The following is a 21,326-nucleotide window of genomic DNA, read 5'->3' as shown; positions in this document are numbered from 1 at the left end:
ATAAATTGCCCCATTATGTTCTTTCTTAACACAAATGTAAACTTACGTTACACAAGGCACTGATTTAATGACTTTCGGAGGTCTTCATGAAATTATCCACGATTTACCATAAACACACAGGCACACGTGCCATCATTGACTTCAGCGAAAGCGCCTTTTTAAGGAAAGTGGAGTTTGTCTACGATGATCGCACACTGACGTTTACACTTTTTCATCAACGCGGTGAAACGGAGAAACAACAGACGATCAACAGCTATTTTATGGAGGGGCTTATTAGTCTGTTGCTGAAATGCAGCGGCCACGTGGATGGCAGTGAGTGCCCCCAATTTTCCTTTGCTCACAAGTTGCCTCCCGCGAAGGTGCTCGATGGCCATGTTTCACTGTTTGGCGAAGATACTATCCATGCGCATGATCCCAATTTTTATCACAATATCAATGCGCATAATGAGTACCCCCATTTCCACATTGAATATGCTGACATGGATGACCCCTACCCTGTGATCGAGCAGATTTTGCAACTGCTGGTCAATTTTGACTATCAGTTACGAAATGCCCCTTCCGAAGCCGCGCTCTTTTGTCGATTGGGCTTTTCTCTTGTCTATCAACAGATCATCAATCCGTCCTACTCTCCTCTGGAGATAACCCTGCCACTGCAAACCTGTATTGAGCATTTTTCTGCCAATGACACCGGCGCCTCCCAAGACCTCATTGACGAAACTAAAGCGCAGGCCGGCGAGGTTTTCGCAGCCATGGAGAAGCTGGCTAATCAACCCATGCTCGATGTGGATGATGTCCCCAGCCTGGTCAATACAATCAAAACGGAAATAACAAAATACAAGAGCCAGGAAGAGGTCAGAGAGGAGAATGAACGGAAACAGCAGCTGGAGCGTCAGAAACGAAACAGGCAGTGTTCGTTTTTATTCTTTGGTGCTGGAGTGCTGACAGCAGCAGCCATTGCCGTGAATTACATGGCCGACTCAGGCGATCCTTCGTCGACCTGCACGTTATAATTGAAACGCTTCCGCTGCACGCGGAAGCTTTTTTATAAAATGTAACGCGCCAAATCGTCATCAGCAACCAACTTGCCGAGGTGCTCATTGACATAGGCCAAATTCACGTGCACTGATTCGCCTGCTTTGTCGGTGGCTTCGAAAGAGACCACTTCCAGCAAACGCTCCATGACGGTGTAGAGGCGACGGGCCCCAATGTTTTCGGTGCGCTCGTTAACTTGCCAGGCCACTTCGGCAATGCGCTTGATGCCCGAGGCATCAAAGGTCAATGTCAATCCTTCCGTTTCCATCAGGGATGTGTATTGCTGCGTTAATGAGCAACTGGGTTCTGTCAGAATGCGGACAAAATCCTCCACACTGAGTGCAGCCAATTCCACACGAATGGGTAAACGACCCTGCAATTCAGCAATTAAATCAGACGGCTTGGCAACATGGAAAGCACCGGAGGCAATGAACAGGATATGATCAGACTTGATCATGCCGTATTTGGTCGAAACCGTCGTGCCTTCCACCAGGGGCAACAAATCCCGTTGCACCCCTTCCCGAGACACATCCCCACCACCGCCGTGCTCTGCCCGCCGGGCCACTTTATCAAGCTCATCGATGAATACAATCCCGTGCTGTTCCACTTTTTCAATGGCCCGCGTTTTGATGTCTTCCTCGTTAATGAGTTTTGAGGCCTCTTCTTCACGAATAATTTTCATCGCTTTGGCAATGGTCATTTTACGCGTTTTGGTGCGGCCGCTGCCGACCTGCTGGAACATGGCCTGCAATTGACTGGTCATTTCTTCCATGCCAGGCGGGGCCATGATTTCCACGCCGACGGGTGAGGCCGCGATTTCAATTTCAATTTCATTGTCGTTCAACGTCCCTTCGCGCAGTTGCTTGCGAAAGATCTGGCGGGTCGAGCTTTCTTTTTCGCTGGGAACCAGACTGCCACGCGCTGGTGGCAGCAAGGCATCAAGAACGCGGTCTTCGGCGGCTTCTTCGGCTAAGTTTTCAACCTTTTTCATGGCCAGTTCACGTTCCTGCTTGATGGCAATGTCCGCCAGATCCCGGATGATGGAATCGACATCGCGGCCAACATAACCCACTTCAGTAAATTTGGTGGCTTCAACCTTGATAAAGGGGGCTTGCGCCAATTTGGCCAAGCGACGGGCAATTTCAGTTTTACCCACACCGGTCGGTCCAATCATTAAAATGTTTTTTGGCATGATCTCACTGCGTAAGGCTAAGTCTGCAATCTGCATACGCCGCCAACGATTACGCAGCGCAATGGCAACTGCCCGTTTCGCCTGATCCTGCCCAATAATGTGCTTATCCAACTCTTGCACAATCTCCCGAGGAGTCATCATTGCATTATTCACTGTCGCTATCCAATTCTTCGATGGTTAAATTATGGTTGGTGTAGATACAAATATCGCCGGCAATTGCCAGGGCTTTGCGAACGATATCCACCGCCGGCAATTCGGTATTTTCCAAAAGAGCGCGGGCTGCTGACTGGGCAAATGGACCGCCGGAACCAATGGCAATCAGGCCGCCTTCGGGTTCAATGACATCGCCGTTACCGGTAATGACTAAAGAAGCCTTGTTGTCAGCCACCGCCAGCAGGGCTTCGAGACGACGCAGAATTTTATCGGTACGCCAATCTTTGGCCAACTCCACGGCCGCACGTACCAGATGCCCCTGGTGCATTTCCAGTTTGCGTTCAAACCGTTCAAACAGGGTAAACGCATCCGCGGTACCGCCGGCAAAACCGGCAATGACTTTGTCTTTATAGAGGCGTCGAACCTTCTTGGCATTGCCTTTCATCACGGTGTTGCCCATAGTGACCTGCCCGTCTCCGCCGATCACGACCCGGTTTCCCCGCCTCACTGACAGGATGGTTGTTCCACGGTATTGTTCCAAGATAATTCCTCATACATACTGAAAGAGCTTATGTGGGGGCATGACGTTAGAAATTCAATAGCCATTAATGACTTTTTTATGCCTTTTTTAAACGGGGGGTCCGCTGTAGCTGCTGACAGGGTTCACACAATCCCTTGATTTCAATACTGTCTTCCTGCAGGGCAAATTGCTGTTTGAGACCTAACTGTTTTATCAGGGCATGCAAATCCGCATCATACACTTCCGCGACCGTATGGCAGTGATTACATACCATTAATAATTCACAATGGTATTTTTTTTCATGCTCCTGACATAGCGAGTAGGATTGAATGGATTCGATCTTGTGGACTAAACCCAAGGCGACAAAATAATCCAGCACCCTGTAAACAGCAGGCGGCCTGGCATTGGCGTTAAACTGCAGCAATTGTTCGACGATATCGTAAGCCTTAAGCGGCTTGCTGCTGCGCCATAAAATATAAAGCACATTTTTGCGCAGCGACGTCGGCTTGTGTTCTACCGTAGCGCAAAAATCGAGGAAAGCAACCGGATAGCCCATCAGAGAAAAGAAACCCCATGAAGCAAGGGCTCGATGTCCAGGTAGCGGGCAAGACTCTGGCCCACGTCCGCAAAACTGTCGCGTCGCCCGATAAAACAGCTGGGTGTTTTAGGCCCAAACAGGAGAACGGGGATATGCTCGCGGGTATGGTCCGAACCCGGGAAAGTCGGGTCGCAACCATGATCAGCGGCAATGACAATCACATCGTCGTCATTCAGTAAAGCCTGCAGTTGGGGGAGCCTGGCATCAAATTGCTCCAGCGCATGCGCATAACCGGCGGTGTCGCGGCGGTGACCATAGGACGAATCGAAATCAACAAAATTGGTAAACACCAGACTGCCTGCCGGTGCGGATTTCATCGCGTCCAGCGTGGCATCAAACAGCGCCATATTCCCATCGGCCTTGATGGTACGGGTGATGCCCTGATGGGCAAAGATATCGGCGGTTTTGCCAATGGCAATGACTTCCCGGCCTCTTTTTTTCAACTCATCAAGCAACGTGGGCGCAGGCGGTAAAGTGGCATAATCACGGCGATTGCCAGTGCGAGAAAAATGCCCTGGATGTCCTGTAAAGGGACGGGCAATCACCCGTCCGATTTGATACTCATCGACCAGGCGGCGGGCAATTTCACAGAGTTCATACAAGCGATCAAGACCAAAATGCACTTCATGCGCAGCAATCTGAAAGACACTGTCTGCCGACGTGTAGACAATGGGCTTGCCTGTTTTAATGTGTTCTTCCCCCAGTTCGTCAATGATGACCGTCCCGGAGGCATGCTTCTGCCCTAACACGCCCGGCAGATTCGCATCACGAATCAATTCAGCAATCAGCTTTTCAGGAAAACAGGGAACCGTATCCGGAAAATACCCCCATTCGAAGGTCACCGGCACACCCGCCAATTCCCAATGCCCGCTGGGCGTGTCTTTACCGAGGCTTTGCTCCACAGCATAGCCGTAATAGCCAATGGGATCGGCAAGGCCTTCCAGCGAAAAACTGGTGGCGGCCGAACTGGCCATGGCTGCATGGTATAGCCCTGCGGCGGTCAGGTTAGGAAGCGTCAGCGGTCCCTGACGCAGACCGGGCCTGTCAGCCTGGCCCTCTGCACAGGCTTCGTGGATGTGAGCAAAGGTATTGGCGCCCTCATCGCCGTAGCGATGGGCATCCAGACTTGCCCCAATCCCCAGGGAATCCAATAAAAGTATACATACACGTCCCGGCATCCGGCTTACCCCTCAATGTGACGACCATGTGTTTCACGCAAACCTGTTAATGCCAGTAAAGCAATAATTAAACCGACTGGCAACATCAGGGCCGCGTATTGATAATCGCCCAGCGAATAAACGGGCACGCCCTGCACCATCTGCATCTCGCCATGGTGCATCAGCAGTTGACTGAAAACATTTTGGTAAACAATGTAACCGCCCTGGGTCAGGATGGAAATGACACTCACGGCCGTCGCCGTCATCAGCGGCGAACTGCTTTCTGCCACCAGGGCATAACTGATCACTTGCGCCGCCGTAAAAAAGCCGAGCAGGAAAAACAATACTTTCATTACAGGCAGCGACACGGGAACGAATAAAATAACCAGTACTGTGGCCAGTGATGCGAGAACCCCCATTTTCATTGGCATGATACGCAGCGCCAGTTTGTCAGACATCCAGCCAATCACAGGGCCGCCGAAAATGGCGCCAAGGAACAGCATGGTGTTGACCAGCGAGGCATCTTCTTTACTGATATCCAGCCGCTGCATCAGATACAAGGATCCCATCATGGCGCCAAAAACAGCAATCGCCATGTTCATGAGGCTGGTATACAGCGCGGCACGGAGATTCTGGGAATTCAGATAGGCTTTGCGAATGATGGTTTTGATGTCAATTTTTTTAGAATCGCCAGTGACCGTCTGTTTTTTATCGACAATGCCGAAACACATGAAAATCAGCATGGCCGTGCCGAGCCAACCGACCTGAATTAAGGCGTCACGCCAGCCGACCTGTGCGACCAGTTTGGTGAGCGGGTATTGCGACAGCATGCCGCCGGTCATGGCCATGGTCACTACCGCTCCGGTAATCATCGCCATACGGCGCGGGGGAAACCAGCGCGAGGCAATCCGGATAGGCCCAAGAAAACAGAAAGCACTGCCAATGCCGGTGATGAACCGGCACAGCAGGGCTAGATAAAAAGATTGGGCGTGGGCCAGAATAAACGTGCTGACCACACAGAGGAACATGGCAAACAAAATGGTTTTTTTATTGGAGTATTTATCAAGCACCATACCGGCGACAAAAAGGAACAGAACATTGGACAGATAATAGATACTGGACAGGTATGCCATTTTATCCGCCTGAATCTGAAAGTCGTGCATGATGTTGTCGGCAATGGATGCAAACATATTGCCTTGAATAAACTCATAAAAGAAAAAAAGCGATGCGCTAAAACAAACCACCCAGGGTAAAATACGAGGTGACGCTTTGGTTTCTTCCCTATACTCACCGACCATCTGCATAAAAAACTCCTCTGTCCTAACGTTTGCAGTAAGTTTCACGAATTAACAATACCGCTATCAGCGCAGCGATCACCGTCAAGGGGAACATCCACATCGCGAATTGAAAATCAGCGACGGTATACTGTTGTGCCGACGTGCCGGCATGATGCTGCATCAGCCAGCCGAATAACACCTGGCCGACGCCGCCCCCACCCATAATCAGAGTAGACGCCACACCCGTTGCCGAGCCGGTATTGTCCGGATCATTACTTTCCGCAATCAGGGGATAGCTAATGACCTGGGTGCTGGTAAACAAGCCCAGGGCAAAAAAGAGAAGGCCCAACTGGGTTTGTGAAAGAGCCACATCAAGGAACAGGGGAACGACCGTGATTAACGTCGCCAAGGCACCCAGTATCATCAAGGGCTTACGGCGCCCCTGGGTGTCAGACAACCAGCCCACCAATGGGCAGCCGATAATGCTGCCGATAAAAATCAGACTGACCACGTTACTGGCGGCCATTTCCGGCAGGCGATGAACAACCTGCAGGTAGCTTGCGCCCCATAAAGCACAGAGAACCATGATGGGAAGATTGAGCAGGGACGTGTATAGCCCGGAAAGCCAATTCTGGCGATTGCGCAGGGCCTTAACAAAACCGGGCAGCACGGCCTGGGTCTGGATTTTACGCTCAAGCCGCGTTGCATTGGGGCTGTCTTTGACAATGATGTAAATCCACACCAGCAACAAGGCACCGGCCGCGCCGTCGATAAGCAATGAATTGCGCCAGCCGTAGGTTTCATTCAGGTGGGCGAAGGGCGTATGAGCCATCATGCCGCCAATAAAAGCCATGGTTACCAGACTGCCGATAACCAGCGCCTGACGACGCGGCGGAAACCAGTGGGAGACTAAAACGACACAGGACAGAAAACAAAACGCATTACCGATGCCGGATAAAAAATGAAAAAACGAAGCCAATAAAAAGGAATCGGTCATTGCAAAACCGACCGTACCAATCACACAGATGAACATGGCGGAAAGGATAACCCGGCGTATGGAATAACGATCAAGAATGATTCCGGCAGGCAACAGAAAAAGAATATCGGCCCAGAGGTAGGAACTTGACATCCAGCTAAGCTGCGTCGCATCCAGATGAAAATCGTCACGCAGGGGCTGATTGATGACATCAAAAATATTGAGCTGGAAAAACTCATAAAAGAAGAACAAACCGGCTGACAGACACACAAGCCAAGCCATCAGGCCACCACGAGGCAAAACGACCCTCGAATTCACCGTCGCTGAATCAGACAATGTTACTCCTTAATACGGCGCGCCAAAGTTGCGCGCTATTGTATCAAAAAATAATGCGAAAAGGTATCGTTATTGAACAATTTTATGGCACAGGTTCAGTTTCAGAAACCGTTTGACGGCTTTTAAAGTGGCGTCGACAGGTGGAAACATAGCTTTCGTTGCCGCCGATAAACAATTGCTCACCTTCAGCAACGACTTCACCGGCCGCATTGATTCGTCGGTTCATCGTCGCTTTACGACCGCAATGACAGATGGTTTTAATTTCTACCAATTCATCAGCCCAGGCCAGCAGGTATTGACTGCCCGTGAACAGTTCCCCCCGAAAATCAGTCCGTAAACCGTAGGTCAGTACAGGAATAGACAGTTGATCGGTAATCTCTGTCAGTTGATAAACCTGTTCCCGCGTTAAAAACTGCGCTTCGTCAATCAACACACAGGCATACTGCTTTTCCATCCGGCTTTTCAGAACATGCGCATACAGGTTGTCTTCCGGATGAAAGGCATAGGCTGGTTCGGACAGGCCGATGCGTGAGGTGATTGTCCCGTATTGGTAACGATTATCAAGAGCCGGCATCAGCAGGAGGGTCTGCATACCTTTCTCCTGATAGTTATGGCTTGACTGGAGGAGCACCGTGCTCTTGCCGGCATTCATTGCCGAATAATAAAAATACAATTTTGCCATCACACGCCCCCTTTCGCCTGAGTGGCACTATTAAACGTCTAAAGCCGGTATTAATCAATCATCGCATGCCTGGATGCTGCCAGTTCGAGCAAGCCACATCGCCATCACAACCCATTAATTAATAATGCATTTTACTCATTGTCTATAATTAGATCACCGAGATAAACGGAGAAAAACATGGAAAACCTCAATGGTCTTAAAGTGGCTATTCTGGTAGCCAATGGTTTTGAACAGGTCGAACTGGTTAAACCACAGCAGGCCCTTAAAGAAGCCGGTGCAGAAACGTTTCTGGTCTCTCCTGAAAAGGACACCCTGCAAGGATTTCATCATCTGGAAAAAGGCGATACATTTAACGTCGATATCCCCTTAAACGAAGCCAGGGCAGACGAATTCGATGCCTTATTGCTGCCTGGCGGCGTGGCCAATCCGGACAGGCTGCGCCTCTTTCCAGAGGCCGTGTCCTTTGTCAGTGACATGCACAGGCAGCATAAACCCATCGCCGCCATTTGCCATGGCCCCTGGCTACTCATTAATGCGGATGTGGTCAAAGGCCATCAGGTGACGTCCTGGCCATCCATTAAAACCGATTTAATCAATGCCGGTGCTCACTGGGTCAATAAAGCCGTGGTTTGTGATGACCAGATATTGACCAGCAGGAAGCCGGATGATATTCCGCAGTTTAACGAGGCCATGCTTAAACTGTTTCACCATCGTGAGGGTCATCAGGCGGAGCGTTCATGAAGGCAGCGCTGATGAAAAGGCGGAATATGCACCAGGGCATATTCCGCCCCTCGGGTTTGTACTCCGCTGCGATTTCCAGGAAAATGCCGGGTTTGTGAATAGATAACCGGTGTTTTATCCATCCTAAATCCCCAGGCAAAACAAATGGTACCTTGAGGGATGCCATCCATGGCTCCAGGTCCGGCCACCCCCGTGGTGGCGACAACGACGTTTGCCGCGCTTTGCCTGAGTGCACCCCAAACCATCTCGCGTGCCACTTCCTCGCTGGTTAATCCACAGTAAGCAATGGTTTTTTGTTTTACGCCCAATAACCGCTTCTTGGCGGCCTCGGAATAAACCACATAGCCCACATCCAGGCAGGTACCGCTGCCTGAGATTTTGGACAGCAGATGAATGATTCTTCCGGCCGTACAGGATTCGGCTGTGGTTAAAACCAGCTTATGCTCTTTAAGATAGGCCAAGACATCCCTGATCCGGTTCATAACCCCCTATCCCCTGTGAAGAATCGATGGTTTAAATCAATTTTAGCTTCGGCCAGGTGAAAAGCCAGCAACTAATACGTCTCCGGTTTTTTTTCAAGCAACGCCTCATTGGCTGCCGCTTCCTTGGCCATTAAATAATAATGAATTAATTCCGAGAGATTTTTTATTTTCAATTTTTTCATCAGGTTGGAACGGTGAATTTCAACGGTTGACAGGGCGATGTCGAGCATATAACTGATTTCTTTATTCATTTTACCTTTAATAATGTATTCGAGCACCTCTTTTTCTCTTGGTGTTAATGTCAATAAATTGGTTTTAAATTGACTGATAATATTGGCCAAAGGGATTAAGGAAAATGATCGCTGCACAGCCTGGAGTAGAATTTGGTTATTAAACGGTTTGGAAATAAAATCGAATGCCCCTAGTTTCATGGCTTTAACTGCCATTTCAATATCGCCATGAGCCGTGATAAAAATGACAGGCAGCGTGGTGTGTTTTTTCATTTTTTGATACAGCTCCAAACCGCCCATGTTGGGAAGACGAATGTCTAAAAGGATGCAGCCATTTTGAATACTCCCTTTTTCAAATTCCTCAAGAAAGGCCGCAGGATCAGAAAAACTGCACACTTCAATTTTAACTGACTCAAACAAGGCAACCAGGGCTCGGCTGATTGACGCATCATCTTCAACCAAATACACACGGAGAACATTTCTATTCATCATTTCATCATCCTAATACCAATGGCGGGCAAATTATCCAATTATTATTTATTACGAATCATTAATTCAAATAATTATCAATAATATATTTGCTTGACACTAAATTACAATATAAAATTCCGTGCTTAAAAATATAAATTTAAAAAAAGCAAAAAAAGCTATTTTTATCTAATTTTTCCGGACATTGAATGGATGACTATGTGGTAAAAAAAATAACTCAAACCCCAGGTCAGTTCGCTGTCGACGAACACCTTTCAAGGCCATCATCTGACAAGGATTACCTCACTTATCTTCACAAAATAAGCCTGCGTCTGCGTGACCGCCATGCGCTTTCCTCCCTGCTACAAACGTTAGTCAGGGCCTTCGTGAAATTTGCCCAGGCGGATAAGGGCAATCTACAGCTTTATGATCCGATCTCACATACGCTCCATACCGTTTCAAGCCATGGCTTTGATAAAGAAATGCGGCAATCACTGCCGCTTCTCAATGAGGGACAAAGCCCTTGCAGGAGGGCCGCCATGGAAGCTAAAACCATTCATATTGATACGATAAACAATCCTGCATTGAATCAAAATGATCCCGCAATGGCCTTGCTGCAGAGAAGCGGAATTTGCAGTATGATGGCGATGCCGGTTATCGCCTATGGCCGCCTGCTGGGAGTTATTGCCCTCTATTGGAAACGCAGCTATTACCCCGATCGTGAGGTGCTTAAAATTTTGGATTTGCTGGCCCATGAAACCGCTAATCTGATTCAGCATCGGCAACATGAAGAAACACTCCAGGCGCAAAAAATCAAGGCAGAAGAGAGCCGCCATGCCAAGGATTTATTTTTAGCCACACTCTCCCATGAACTCCGTTCACCGCTGACGGCGATTTTGACCTGGGCTCAGTTATTAAAAAGCAAGCACATCTCTAAAGAAAAATTGGCTATTGGCTTGAATGCCATTGAAGACAGCGCGATGACACAAAACACCATTATTAATGATTTAATGGACATTTCAGGAACTATTCTCGGTAAGATTTCCCTGGACATGCAACCGGCCGATCTGAATCAGCTCATTCATATTTCCGTTGACTCCATGAGGGCATCCGCGGAAAAAAAATCAGTGTCTCTCCGCCTGTCATGTTCAAAACCCCTGATTGTCTCCTGTGATCCGACCCGGATAAAGCAGGTTTTTTCAAACCTGCTTGCCAATGCGATTAAATTTACGCCTGAAGGGGGAGAAATAACAATTCAATCGCAATCGCACGTCCAACCCCGTCAGCGCTTCGCTGAAATTGTTGTTTCTGACAATGGCAAAGGCATAAAAGCCGAATTTTTATCCAGCATTTTTATGCTTTTCAACCAGGGATTTATAAAGCAAAAAGAAGGGTTTGGTCTCGGACTGGCCCTGGCCAATAATTTAATTAAACTTCATGGCGGCTCGATTAACGCTCGCAGTGGGGGTGAAAACAAGGGAACATCTTTTACAATTCATTTACCTCTTTTATAACTTTTTTCATTGTATATCAACCGAATTTAAACCATGGAAAACCCTAATTTACTTCATTAAAACTGCTATTTATTAATTCACAAATACTCCTATATTTAATAATTAAAGCACGCCAGGCACTGTATTTCGAGACGTATGACCAAAATAAAGGAATGAATAATGAATATCGTTATCCCTATGGCTGGATCAGGATTACGTTTCAAAAACTCAGGATTTACGCGACCAAAACCCCTCATCATAGTAGCCGATAAACCCATGTACAGGCAGGCGGTGGATTCACTGCCCCTGCATTTGGCCAATCAATTGATTTTCATCGTACAGGAAGATGAGTTTTCTACCCTTTTAGTCGAAGATATACGCGCTCATTACAGTGCATTTTACCCCTGTACCATTGTTAATCTAAAAGAAGAGCCCCGGACACTGGCCGAAACGCTTTTAACAGCAGCGCCCTATCTCGACCTTAAATTACCTTCCCTCATCCACAACTGCGACACCTATATTCAGGTTGATTTTAATTGGCAAATCCTACTTGAATGGCAAATTGACGGCGCCCTGTTGCTTTATCATTCACACAATCCCTCATTGATGTTTGCCGAAGTGGATGATCAGGATTTCAGAGTGAAATCACTGCAACAACGAATTATTCCAAACAACGCACTTATCGATACTTTTTTTATTAAAAATACCCGTCAATTACTCAACTTCCTCATCGAAATAAAACCGAGTGCAAACATCAGCAGAAATCCTTTGTTTGATGTGTATCAACGGATGATTGAAGATGAACATTACATTATTCCGTTATGGGTAAAAAAAGTCCTTGACTTCGGCACACCTCAATCGCTGGTATATTCTTTAAATCAAATCCTGTTACGGTCGACGCATTTCCGACAACTTTTCCTGGAAACATGATGCCTTAAAAAAATATATTTCTGAAAGTAAAACAGTGTATTTTTTGGAGATTTTGACATGGAAATTTTAAAAATCAACATCTTGCGTGGCCCTAATTACTGGTCGAATACCCGTTGCAGACTCATTGTTATCAAACTCGATCTCCATGAATTCGAGCGATTACCTACACACTGCCTTCCCGGTTTTTATGCTGATTTAAGCAAATTGCTGCCGTCCTTGCATGAACACTATTGTTCAGAGAATCATAAAGGCGGATTCTTAAAGCGCGTTAATGAAGGCACCTGGCTCGGGCATGTTATTGAGCATGTAGCCCTTGAGTTGCAATGGTTAGCGGGTATGGAATGCGGTTTTGGCCGTACTCGTTCGGCAGCCGAGCCTGGTGTTTATCATGTGGTGTTCTCCTATGAGTTTGAAAAAGCCGGAGTATACGCGGCGTATCGTGCCGTTGAACTGGTCAGAACCCTTGCCTGCCAAAAAAAATACACGCGCCTGGCTGACGACATCCGCCGTCTACGAGCAATCAGGGACCAGGAAAGCCTCGGTCCCAGCACCCAGGCTATTCTCACTGAAGCCGCAAGGCGTAACATTCCTTTTCGCCGCCTTGACTCGGCATCACTGATCCAGTTAGGTCATGGCAGGCAGCAAAAACAGATCCGCGCTGCAATCACGTCCGATACCAGCACCCTCGGCGTCGATAACGCAAGCGATAAGGAACTCACTAAAAACATGCTGGCCGCCGAACTCATTCCTGTTCCGCGGGGCGTGGTCATTACCCGCTTGTCTGAACTTGATGCAGCGCTTGAGGAGATAGGTTTTCCCTGTGTCATTAAGCCGCTCAGCGGCAATCATGGCCGCGGCGCCACCACGCACATCATGAATAAGGAAAAAGCACGCTCGGCGTTTAGTCTGGCACAGCAGGTTTCTTCCGAAGTCATTGTTGAACAATTAATTGAAGGCCATGATTATCGCTTTCTGGTGATCAATTATCAATTGGTCGCCGTGGCCCAACGCTCGCCGGCCGCCATTGTCGGCGACGGCACATCGACTATTCAGCAACTGATTGATGCCATCAATCAACAGCCGGAGCGGGGACGATCCCATGAGAATTACTTAACCGCCATTACCATTGATGACGTGACTCTGGACATTCTTAAAGAAGAGAACCTGAATTTAGACAGTGTCTTATCCATGGGTACGGTTTTACGTTTAAAACATGCCGCCAACATCAGTTCCGGAGGTACCTCAGCCGACGTCACAGCCGACGTTCACCCGGATAATGTCTTTATGGCTGAACGCATTGCGCGGTTGATGAACCTCGATCTCTGCGGTATCGACATCATGGCACAGAACATCCGTTTACCCATTACAGAAGGTCATGGCGCAATACTGGAGGTTAATGCCAGTCCGGGGTTACGAATGCACCTGCGCCCAACCCACGGTCGAGCGATTAACGTGGCCAAACCCATCCTGGACATGCTTTTTCCCAATAATCAATCCGGGCGAATCCCCCTTGTTGCCGTGACCGGAACCAATGGAAAAACCACCACCGTCAGGTTGATGGCTCATTTTGCCCGCGAAGCGGGGCATCAGGTCGGTTTTACTACCACAGACGCCGTTTACATTAATCAGAATACCCTTTACCTTGGTGACTGCAGCGGCCCTTTTTGCGCCAATCTGGTGTTACGTGATCCCTTGGTTGATTTTGCTGTACTGGAATGCGCGCGAGGAGGTATTTTACGGGCTGGTTTAGGATTTGACCAATGCCAGGTCAGTATCATCACCAATGTATCATCTGATCATCTGGGACAGAATGACATTCACACATTAAGCGACATGGCCCGCGTCAAGGAAGTGGTTGCCCGCAGTACCGCGCCGACAGGGTATGCGGTACTCAATGCCGACGATGATTTGGTATTCGCAATGAAAAAATCCCTCGCATGCAAGATTGCCCTGTTTAGTATGCACAAGGACAATAAACGCATCCATGACCATTGCCACACGGGAGGACTCGCCGCTTACATTGATTCAGGCCGACTGATAATCCGTGCACACGATGAGATCATCCCTCTACAAAGCCTGGCAAACATTCCCATAACCCACGGCGGCAAAGCGTCCTGCATGATACAAAATGCATTAGCCGCTACCCTGGCTGCTGTGGCCATGAATTTCAATAAAACGGACATTGCCGCCTGGCTCACCACCTTTTATCCCATCCCCGAGATGATTCCGGGGCGTATGAATGTCTATTCTTTTAACCATTTCCAAGTCATGCTGGATTATTGCCATAATGAGGCGGCGTTTATTGAGTTGCAGAAGTATTTGAAGCAACTGAAATGCACAAAAAAAATCGGCATCATCGCCGCCACCGGCGACAGGAGTCCTGACGACATTAAAAAAGTGGGGTTTTTTGCAGCTCAAATGTACGATGAGATCATCATTCGCCACGACAGCGATGGACGTGGTCGAAGCAATGAAGAATTGACTCGGTTGATTGTTCAGGGCATTGATGAGGCTGACTCCAAACTGGTTAAGGACATCCAGATTATCCCCAACGAAAAGCAAGCACTCAGCCATGCCCTGGAAAGGGCCAAACCCGGGACGTTTATAGTGTATTTTCCTGAGGATGTCCTGGCCGCTACGGCACACTTAAAGACGCTTCACAAGGAATGGAATGCAGATTATACCTCGGCTTAAGGAGCGGTTATGTATGCCAAAGGAAAATTACTCATCATTGGCGGCGCGGAAGACATGGGAGACCAGATCCCCTCCGCAAGCAAGAAGAATCAGGGCGAATTGCAGCGGTATGAGATTTTACGCGAATTGTTCAACGCGTCGCGCAATAAAAAAATTGAAGTCATTACCTCGGGTTCACGGTATCAGGAAAAAGTCAGGCAGCGTTATGAAAGAGCGTTTCGCGACATTGGCTACTTAAACTCAGGCTTTATTCAGATTGAAGACAAAATGGAAGCCAGGGAAAAAATTTACCTTGATCGCATTGAGCAGGCTGACGGCATTTTCTTCACAGGCGGCGATCAATTCCGCCTGGCAACCATTCTTGGCGGCACGCCGCTGATTGATCGAATCAGGGAACGCTATATCGAGGATAAAACTTTTATCGTGGCTGGAACCAGTGCCGGAGCCATGGTCATGTCATCCATTATGATCACCGAAGGCGGTGTGGAAGAAGCGCTGATGGAACGCGATTTAAAAACCTCTTCCGGGCTTGGCTTTCTGCAACACTGCATCATCGATACCCATTTTATTAAACGCGGGCGCTTCGCCCGCCTGGCGCATGCCATCATCATTAATCCGGATCAATTAGGTGTTGGGTTAGGTGAGGACACGGCGCTTATCATTAAAAACGGTTCGGAGGCCGAATGCCGGGGCTCTGGCATGGTTGTCATCATTGACGGCAAATCAATTCGCCAAACCAACATCCCCACCGTTAAGGAAGACGAAGCCGTGTATGTGGAAAACCTCAAGGTGCATTTATTAGTTAAAAATTGTCGGTTTTCCATTAAAACACGTAAACTTTACAATCCAACGTTAAAGGAATAACCGTAAGGAGTTCAGCATGAATAAAATCGCTATCGCCGTTCACGGCGGTGCGGGAGAAGCCTCGGATTTTTTAATAGCCAATGAAAAAAAATGCGAGAAAGGGTTACAGGATGCGCTGCTCACCGGTCATCGGATTCTTAAAGACGGCGGCAGTGCGCTCGATGCCGTAGAGGCCGCTGTCTGCGTGCTTGAAGACGACCCTCACTTTAATGCGGGACGGGGATCCGCGCTGAATTGCCATGGAGAAATTGAAATGGATGCGTCCATCATGGATGGCAAAACCTTGAAAGCCGGCGCCGTATCCATGATTCGTGAAGTTAAAAATCCCGTCAGCCTTGCGCGAAAAATCATGGAAAAAACCCATCATGTTTTTTTATCCGGCTATGGGGCCCTTGACGTGGCGAAGTATTTCAACCTTCCCTTATTGCCTGAGTCTTATTTCATGACGGATTATCAATACCAGCAACATCAAAGCCGGCATCAAAAGGAAACATTTGACGACATCCTTACAAAAGGCTGTAGCGGCACAGTGGGTGCTGTCGCCTTAGACAGTGAAGGCAATCTGGCTTCCGCCACATCAACCGGAGGCACCAGCCATTGCCTGCCGGGACGCATTGGCGACAGTTGTGTAATTGGTGCAGGTTGTTATGCCAACAACAGCAATTGCGCCGTCTCAGGCACCGGCGAAGGGGAAGCGTTGATTACCGGCGTAGTGGCTCATTCGATTGCCATGCTCATCGAACTTCAGGGGTATTCCCTGCAACAGGCCTGTGACCAGGTTATAAAAAAGCGTCCCCCGGCATCCCACAGGGAAATGGGCGTGATTGCCGTTAACACGCAAGGTGAGGTCAGTGTGTCATTTAATACTGAAGTCATGAAAAGAGCCTGGATAATTAATGACGGTAAAATGCACTGCAAAATATTTAAATAATTTAATAATTTATTAAAAAATAAATTGAAATTTTTATTACTAAAAAATATCATAATTCTCCAAAATTAATTTTCATTAATTCAATAAAAACATGGAGAGTTTTATGACATTAAATGATGACTATTTTTCTAAATTATCAGAAATATATACGCTGGAGGTTACGGTTATTGAAGTCCTGTTTATCGCACTGCGACACATTGAATCGGACACCATTCGCTCCTTTATAGCGGAGATGAAGGCAAAACACCTTGGCTTTCGTGATGAAATTGCCGCGTTTTTAAAGACCAGACAACTTCCTCGGGTGGAGCCGGCGGAATTATCGCTTATATTCATTCAGTCCGAAGTGATTTTTGCATCGCTTTTTAATGACCCTATGATTTTTTCAATTATTGCCGATCATGAAGCCCGGCTACATACAGCCTATGATCATTTAAAAAACTGCCGTAAAGCGCCCCTAGTCATTCGAAAAATTATTATTAATGGCTGGATAAATACACGAGAAAACATGGAATATATTCAAGCGTTTTCCCCCAAAAAATTACTGGTAAATTTCTGAGAATATTCACTTAAATGACGCGAATATTTAAGAATTGCCACGGGTCGCTTTGATCGATTTTTTCGTTGTAAAGCTGTTGCCGATCTTTCAGCGGATTCCAATGCGTGTAATAGCCAGACACTTTGCCAAGATAAGGCAGAGCGATTTTTAGAATGTATTGGTAGTCAAGATCTTCAGGCTCGACAATGCCGCATTCCGGGTACTCCATGGCCCACAGCACCGCCGCGAGTACCCCGGCGGCCACCTGCAAACTGGTCGCATTGTTATAGGGAACCTGCTTCCTGGCGTCGTGAATGGACAATTGTGATCCAAACCAGTAAGCCCCTTTCCTGTTTCCCATCAACAGCACGCCTAATTCATCCATGCCATCAATGATGTCATCAACAATCAAGCGGTTATGCTCCTCCTGATTCATGCCATTCTGCCACTCCATACCATTGTATTCATGCAATGACAGGGTCGCATCAGGACAAGGGAAATAGGCATAATGAACAGTGGGACGATAAATGACATTGCCATTGCATCGGATGCTTAAATAGTCAGCAATGGAAATTGATTCGGCATGGGTAATTAAAAAACCATGAAACGGTCCGAGTGCGGGGGTCCAGGTACGCACCTGCGTCATGGCCCCTGGCCTGTGGAGATAAATGGAGCAATTCGAGCCGAAATCGTAGTGATGCGCGTCTTTTGGCCAATGGCGTTCATGCGTTCCCCAACTTAATTCCGCCGGCTGCCGGGCTTCCGCCATAAAACCAGGCACTGACCAGGTATTCACGAACTCACCCGGCATTTTAGGTGTTGAAGTGATTTGCGTATCCCGCTCAGCGATATGAATGGCTTTAATGGTCAATTGGTGTGCCAGATAAGCCCAATCCTGGGCAGTATGAAGAGGGCGTATCGGCAAATCATTGTCGCGAGCCATGTTCCATAAAGCCTGTTTAACAAAATGAGACACAAGGCCAGGGTTAGCCCCGTGGGTGATCACCGCAGTACTCCCCGCTTTTCCTTTCATCGCGAGCATTTCTTCCCGCAAGGCATAATTGGTGCGTTGGGGAGGGGACAGGGATTCATCGGTATAATAACCCTCCCAGGGTTCAGTGCTGGCATCAAGGTAGAGTACTTTTTTTACCTGACACAACCGGATTAAGTCAGCGCTGGAAATTCCAGTTGACAGATTGATTAAAAAATCACCAACCGAGAGCTCTTCATCAAAAAATGGCTTGTAATTCTCGCGTGTAACCTCAAGCAATCTGAAGTTTACCCCCAGCTCCTGAGCAATCGTTTCTTCCTCTGCTAATTTGGAAACCACTCGTACCTGTTGAGGCTCAATAACCAGATGTCGGGCAAGAAGCGGAAATATGGCCTGACCAATACTGCCAAATCCAAGAATGACGATTTTCCCTGCAAATTTGCGGTATTTTTTGTAGCGATTCATAGCCATTTTATTCTTCTCCTGCCCTGAAACGCCCAAGCTTAAACTCGTTACCAGAACGACCCCGGTTTTTTTAAGAATAAATCGCGTGGTATACCTAATTATATCAGGGATTATGATTTTAAATTGATAATTTAATTAATTACCTGTTCAAACGGCTTTCACCGCATTCAATGGGGTTTGCGTAACATCCAGCTTAAGGTGATGGCAGCGGCCAGCACCAGAATGATGAAACCCAGGGTCATCAACACGGGAATTTCAATGTAATCATGGATAAGCATTTTAATACCGATAAAAATCAGAATGATGGCCAGCCCATGGCTTAAATAGGCAAACTGCTCTTTCATGTTGCTGATGAGAAAATACAAGGTCCTTAAGCCCAAAATGGCAAAGACATTGGACGTGAACACAATGAATGGATCACGGGTAATCGCAAAAACCGCAGGGATACTGTCGATAGCAAAAATCAAATCGCTGAATTCGATAAACAACAACGCAATAAACATGGGTGTCACATACCATTTTTTATTGTGCATGATAAAAAATCGGCCATCGATTTTCTCATGAGACAGGCGAAAAATTTTTGAAAACAAACGGATTAAAAGATTGGTTTCAAGGCTTTTTTCTTCATTTCCCAAAAAAAGAATACGAAGCGCTGAAATCAACAGTAACACCCCAAAGACATAAAATATCCACTCAAAGCGGTTGATAAGCCAGATACCAAACAAAATAATAATTAAACGCATGAAAATGGCGCTGATGACGCCATACTGCAGGAGTCTTCTCTGATGATGGGCAGGAATGGAGAAATACTGAAAAATCAAAATAAAAACAAAGAGATTATCCACAGACAGTGATTTTTCAATCAGGTAACTGACTAAAAATTCAAGCGACTTTTCATAGGCAATAGCCGGTCCGAAGGTGTGGTAAAGATAAACCCAAAGCACGAGATTAAAACTTAAAGCGAGACTCACCCACACGGCGGTCCATGACAGTGCCTCGCGCGTTGAAACCCGATGACTTTTCTGCCCTCTGAGAAGCCACAGATCGATACTGAGGACGATCGTTACCAAGAGGAAAAAGAGACACCATAACCATGTTTCATTAATGACTGGCATGGGCATGTTTTATTTTATCCTTTTCTTTCAATAGTAGCGGGTATAGCACTCACCTGCCAATTCATGACTGGTTTTTTTAGGATCGACAGGCATTGCCTCAAAATGAACAATTAATGTACAATATGCCGCATCCTGGTCAACACAAGGCCGTTTGTGTCTCGTCAATCCTTAACGCACTGGGGCTGGATAGCCTGCCTGTATTTCTTTCAGAGCCTGCCTTACATGGTGGTCGCGACCATGGCCGCGCTGTGTTATCAGCACTATGGCCTCGGGAACGCCGCTGCGACCCTGCTAACCAGCCTGTTCATGCTGCCCTGGTGTATCAAACCCGTATTCGCTCCCATGCTTGAAAAGCAGCCGAATAAAAAAACCAGCCTGCTCATCATCCAGGGCGGACTGGTGTGCGTGGTTTCTCTGCTTGCCCTGACAGCCAACACGTCCTTTTTTCTGCCGCTATCCATTCCTGCCTTCCTGGCTCTTGCCCTGCTCTCCTCCATGAATGACATTCTGTCTGACGGGCTTTACCTGTCGAATTTATCCGAGACAGAGCAAAAGCGTTATGTCGGCCTTCGCAGTGGCTTCTACCAACTGGGCCGCCTGACCGTGAAAGGCGGCTTACTGACGCTGGCTGTCGTCCTGGCCTCCCGCACCTCCTACCCTGTCTGGCCGTGGTTTTTCAGTTTGCTCACCCTGCTTCTTGTGGTATTCATCCTGTTTCATCTCCTTTTTATACCCAACACCCATCAATCCCGCCCTGTGCCTGAGGAAAAATACCTGCGCATTCAGGCATTGTTCCTGCAGAAAAAGTGGCATACTCCGCTGTTTTTTATTTTTATCTACAATCTGACCGATGCCCAGATTCAAAAAATGCTGCCACTTTATCTCGTTGACCCTCAGGGTATCGGCCTGTCGTTGCCGCAATTTGGTGCGCTTTATGGGGTTTTTGGCAGTCTGGCGCTGATTTCAGGCATCTCTTTTGCAGGGTATCTGTCAAGCCGATGGGGTACTTCGTCCTGTCTTAAGAAGTTAACATTTCTCATGGTTCCTGGTCATTTATTTTTCTTCTTAATGACCCAGATTCATACTTATCCCTTGATCTGGGTGTTCGTTCTGCCTGGGCAGTTCATCGCCGGGATCCTGAATGGCGCCTACATGACTTACCTCCTTCGCATCGCCAATCAAAGCCCTTATCCCATGTCCATGTACACGCTGTGCACCTCCATTATGGCATTGAGTTACATTGTGTTTGGTGCACTAAGCGGCTTGATTCAGCATCTCATGGGGTACCCCGGTTTTTTCTTAGCCATGCTCGCCGCGAGCAGTTTGCCCTTGCTGCTCACCTGCAAAATGCTTGAGCCATCCTTGGCAGTGTCCCCTGGTAAATCGGCCAATACCTGCGACAATCCCATCAATTTTTGCTAGACTGATTGTTTCTTATTGCTCATGTCATTGAAGGAGATCAGC

19 protein-coding genes and 1 pseudogene are annotated in these 21,326 nt (G+C 47.6%); 9 read left to right on the top strand and 11 right to left on the bottom strand.

The window, feature by feature from the left end; translation table 11 throughout:
* Window positions 1-86 precede the first annotated feature (86 nt).
* Window positions 87-1,010 (top strand): hypothetical protein, encoded by a 924-nt coding sequence (locus Lrub_RS02025; protein ID WP_058530538.1) that lies wholly within the window; start codon window positions 87-89, stop codon window positions 1,008-1,010.
* 32 nt (window positions 1,011-1,042) lie between these two features.
* Here the strand turns inward: Lrub_RS02025 and hslU are convergent, their stop codons facing one another.
* From hslU to Lrub_RS01990, 7 genes and pseudogenes are all read right to left on the bottom strand, one after another.
* The gene (gene hslU, locus Lrub_RS02020; RefSeq protein ID WP_237760730.1) at window positions 1,043-2,365 is read right to left on the bottom strand and encodes an ATP-dependent protease ATPase subunit HslU; all 1,323 of its coding nucleotides are present in this window, start codon (window positions 2,363-2,365) and stop codon (window positions 1,043-1,045) included.
* Between the two features lie 4 nt (window positions 2,366-2,369).
* Complete coding sequence (gene hslV / locus Lrub_RS02015; protein ID WP_058530536.1) at window positions 2,370-2,918, bottom strand: ATP-dependent protease subunit HslV; 549 nt, start codon at window positions 2,916-2,918, stop codon at window positions 2,370-2,372.
* A gap of 76 nt (window positions 2,919-2,994) precedes the next feature.
* Window positions 2,995-3,453, bottom strand: a complete 459-nt coding sequence (locus Lrub_RS02010) for a Fur family transcriptional regulator (RefSeq protein ID WP_058530535.1) — start codon at window positions 3,451-3,453, stop codon at window positions 2,995-2,997.
* On the bottom strand, window positions 3,453-4,673 hold the full coding sequence (locus tag Lrub_RS02005; protein WP_058530534.1) for a phosphopentomutase: 1,221 nt from the start codon (window positions 4,671-4,673) through the stop codon (window positions 3,453-3,455). The genes Lrub_RS02010 and Lrub_RS02005 overlap by 1 nt, the downstream gene beginning before the upstream one ends.
* A gap of 5 nt (window positions 4,674-4,678) precedes the next feature.
* Window positions 4,679-5,956, bottom strand: a complete 1,278-nt coding sequence (locus Lrub_RS02000; RefSeq protein ID WP_058530533.1) for an MFS transporter — start codon at window positions 5,954-5,956, stop codon at window positions 4,679-4,681.
* A gap of 16 nt (window positions 5,957-5,972) precedes the next feature.
* Window positions 5,973-7,241 (bottom strand): MFS transporter, encoded by a 1,269-nt coding sequence (locus Lrub_RS01995; RefSeq protein ID WP_058530532.1) that lies wholly within the window; start codon window positions 7,239-7,241, stop codon window positions 5,973-5,975.
* 35 nt (window positions 7,242-7,276) lie between these two features.
* Window positions 7,277-7,923, bottom strand: a pseudogene (locus Lrub_RS01990) (thymidine kinase).
* Between the two features lie 177 nt (window positions 7,924-8,100).
* On the opposite strand from Lrub_RS01990, the gene Lrub_RS01985 reads away from it, so the two are divergent.
* Complete coding sequence (locus tag Lrub_RS01985) at window positions 8,101-8,664, top strand: type 1 glutamine amidotransferase domain-containing protein (RefSeq protein WP_058530530.1); 564 nt, start codon at window positions 8,101-8,103, stop codon at window positions 8,662-8,664.
* Here the strand turns inward: Lrub_RS01985 and Lrub_RS01980 are convergent.
* Both Lrub_RS01980 and Lrub_RS01975 read right to left on the bottom strand, forming a co-directional pair.
* Window positions 8,646-9,146, bottom strand: a complete 501-nt coding sequence (locus Lrub_RS01980; protein ID WP_058530529.1) for a CinA family protein — start codon at window positions 9,144-9,146, stop codon at window positions 8,646-8,648. The two genes, Lrub_RS01985 and Lrub_RS01980, sit on opposite strands and share 19 nt — an antisense overlap.
* 71 nt (window positions 9,147-9,217) lie before the next feature.
* A complete protein-coding gene (locus Lrub_RS01975; RefSeq protein ID WP_058530528.1) occupies window positions 9,218-9,868 on the bottom strand; it encodes a response regulator transcription factor in 651 nt (216 codons plus the stop codon).
* A 185-nt stretch (window positions 9,869-10,053) separates the two neighbouring features.
* On the opposite strand from Lrub_RS01975, the gene Lrub_RS01970 reads away from it, so the two are divergent.
* From Lrub_RS01970 to Lrub_RS01945, 6 genes are all read left to right on the top strand, one after another.
* Window positions 10,054-11,358, top strand: a complete 1,305-nt coding sequence (locus Lrub_RS01970; protein ID WP_058530527.1) for a GAF domain-containing sensor histidine kinase — start codon at window positions 10,054-10,056, stop codon at window positions 11,356-11,358.
* Window positions 11,359-11,517: 159 nt separating this feature from the next.
* On the top strand, window positions 11,518-12,267 hold the full coding sequence (locus Lrub_RS01965) for a glycosyltransferase family protein (RefSeq protein ID WP_058530526.1): 750 nt from the start codon (window positions 11,518-11,520) through the stop codon (window positions 12,265-12,267).
* A 57-nt stretch (window positions 12,268-12,324) separates the two neighbouring features.
* Window positions 12,325-14,961 carry a cyanophycin synthetase gene (gene cphA, locus Lrub_RS01960; RefSeq protein ID WP_058530525.1) on the top strand — a complete coding sequence of 879 codons (2,637 nt, stop codon included), beginning with the start codon at window positions 12,325-12,327 and terminating at the stop codon, window positions 14,959-14,961.
* Window positions 14,962-14,970: 9 nt separating this feature from the next.
* Window positions 14,971-15,825 (top strand): cyanophycinase, encoded by an 855-nt coding sequence (locus Lrub_RS01955; RefSeq protein ID WP_058530524.1) that lies wholly within the window; start codon window positions 14,971-14,973, stop codon window positions 15,823-15,825.
* Between the two features lie 16 nt (window positions 15,826-15,841).
* Window positions 15,842-16,756, top strand: coding sequence for an isoaspartyl peptidase/L-asparaginase family protein (locus Lrub_RS01950; protein WP_058530523.1), 915 nt, complete (start codon window positions 15,842-15,844; stop codon window positions 16,754-16,756).
* A 103-nt stretch (window positions 16,757-16,859) separates the two neighbouring features.
* Window positions 16,860-17,312: a hypothetical protein gene (locus Lrub_RS01945; RefSeq protein WP_058530522.1), complete on the top strand. Its 453-nt coding sequence runs from the start codon at window positions 16,860-16,862 to the stop codon at window positions 17,310-17,312.
* Between the two features lie 10 nt (window positions 17,313-17,322).
* On the opposite strand, the gene Lrub_RS01940 is transcribed toward Lrub_RS01945, so the two are convergent.
* Together Lrub_RS01940 and Lrub_RS01935 are read right to left on the bottom strand one after the other, a co-directional pair.
* Window positions 17,323-18,753 (bottom strand): homospermidine synthase, encoded by a 1,431-nt coding sequence (locus Lrub_RS01940; RefSeq protein ID WP_337589121.1) that lies wholly within the window; start codon window positions 18,751-18,753, stop codon window positions 17,323-17,325.
* A 161-nt stretch (window positions 18,754-18,914) separates the two neighbouring features.
* Window positions 18,915-19,862 (bottom strand): TerC/Alx family metal homeostasis membrane protein, encoded by a 948-nt coding sequence (locus Lrub_RS01935; protein WP_058530563.1) that lies wholly within the window; start codon window positions 19,860-19,862, stop codon window positions 18,915-18,917.
* 153 nt (window positions 19,863-20,015) lie between these two features.
* On the opposite strand from Lrub_RS01935, the gene Lrub_RS01930 reads away from it, so the two are divergent.
* Window positions 20,016-21,284 (top strand): MFS transporter, encoded by a 1,269-nt coding sequence (locus Lrub_RS01930; protein ID WP_058530521.1) that lies wholly within the window; start codon window positions 20,016-20,018, stop codon window positions 21,282-21,284.
* Window positions 21,285-21,326 lie beyond the last annotated feature (42 nt).

It is taken from the genome of Legionella rubrilucens, assembly GCF_001468125.1.
In the GTDB taxonomy this organism is placed as follows: Bacteria; Pseudomonadota; Gammaproteobacteria; order Legionellales; family Legionellaceae; genus Legionella_C; species Legionella_C rubrilucens.
Note: the sequence above shows the minus strand (reverse complement) of the source record. Positions and strands in the feature narration are given on the sequence as shown.

What these genes read in the sequence shown, in the direction of transcription:
- cphA (WP_058530525.1), top strand. Translation starts at nt 12,325, where the DNA reads ATGGAAATTTTAAAAATCAACATCTTGCGTGGCCCTAATTACTGGTCG.
- Lrub_RS01935 (WP_058530563.1), bottom strand. Translation starts at nt 19,862, where the DNA reads ATGCCAGTCATTAATGAAACATGGTTATGGTGTCTCTTTTTCCTCTTG.
- Lrub_RS02000 (WP_058530533.1), bottom strand. Translation starts at nt 5,956, where the DNA reads ATGCAGATGGTCGGTGAGTATAGGGAAGAAACCAAAGCGTCACCTCGT.
- Lrub_RS01955 (WP_058530524.1), top strand. Translation starts at nt 14,971, where the DNA reads ATGTATGCCAAAGGAAAATTACTCATCATTGGCGGCGCGGAAGACATG.
- Lrub_RS01945 (WP_058530522.1), top strand. Translation starts at nt 16,860, where the DNA reads ATGACATTAAATGATGACTATTTTTCTAAATTATCAGAAATATATACG.
- Lrub_RS01985 (WP_058530530.1), top strand. Translation starts at nt 8,101, where the DNA reads ATGGAAAACCTCAATGGTCTTAAAGTGGCTATTCTGGTAGCCAATGGT.
- Lrub_RS01940 (WP_337589121.1), bottom strand. Translation starts at nt 18,753, where the DNA reads ATGGCTATGAATCGCTACAAAAAATACCGCAAATTTGCAGGGAAAATC.
- Lrub_RS01950 (WP_058530523.1), top strand. Translation starts at nt 15,842, where the DNA reads ATGAATAAAATCGCTATCGCCGTTCACGGCGGTGCGGGAGAAGCCTCG.
- Lrub_RS01965 (WP_058530526.1), top strand. Translation starts at nt 11,518, where the DNA reads ATGAATATCGTTATCCCTATGGCTGGATCAGGATTACGTTTCAAAAAC.
- Lrub_RS01980 (WP_058530529.1), bottom strand. Translation starts at nt 9,146, where the DNA reads ATGAACCGGATCAGGGATGTCTTGGCCTATCTTAAAGAGCATAAGCTG.
- Lrub_RS02025 (WP_058530538.1), top strand. Translation starts at nt 87, where the DNA reads ATGAAATTATCCACGATTTACCATAAACACACAGGCACACGTGCCATC.
- Lrub_RS02005 (WP_058530534.1), bottom strand. Translation starts at nt 4,673, where the DNA reads ATGCCGGGACGTGTATGTATACTTTTATTGGATTCCCTGGGGATTGGG.
- Lrub_RS02010 (WP_058530535.1), bottom strand. Translation starts at nt 3,453, where the DNA reads ATGGGCTATCCGGTTGCTTTCCTCGATTTTTGCGCTACGGTAGAACAC.
- Lrub_RS01975 (WP_058530528.1), bottom strand. Translation starts at nt 9,868, where the DNA reads ATGATGAATAGAAATGTTCTCCGTGTGTATTTGGTTGAAGATGATGCG.
- hslU (WP_237760730.1), bottom strand. Translation starts at nt 2,365, where the DNA reads ATGATGACTCCTCGGGAGATTGTGCAAGAGTTGGATAAGCACATTATT.
- Lrub_RS01970 (WP_058530527.1), top strand. Translation starts at nt 10,054, where the DNA reads ATGGATGACTATGTGGTAAAAAAAATAACTCAAACCCCAGGTCAGTTC.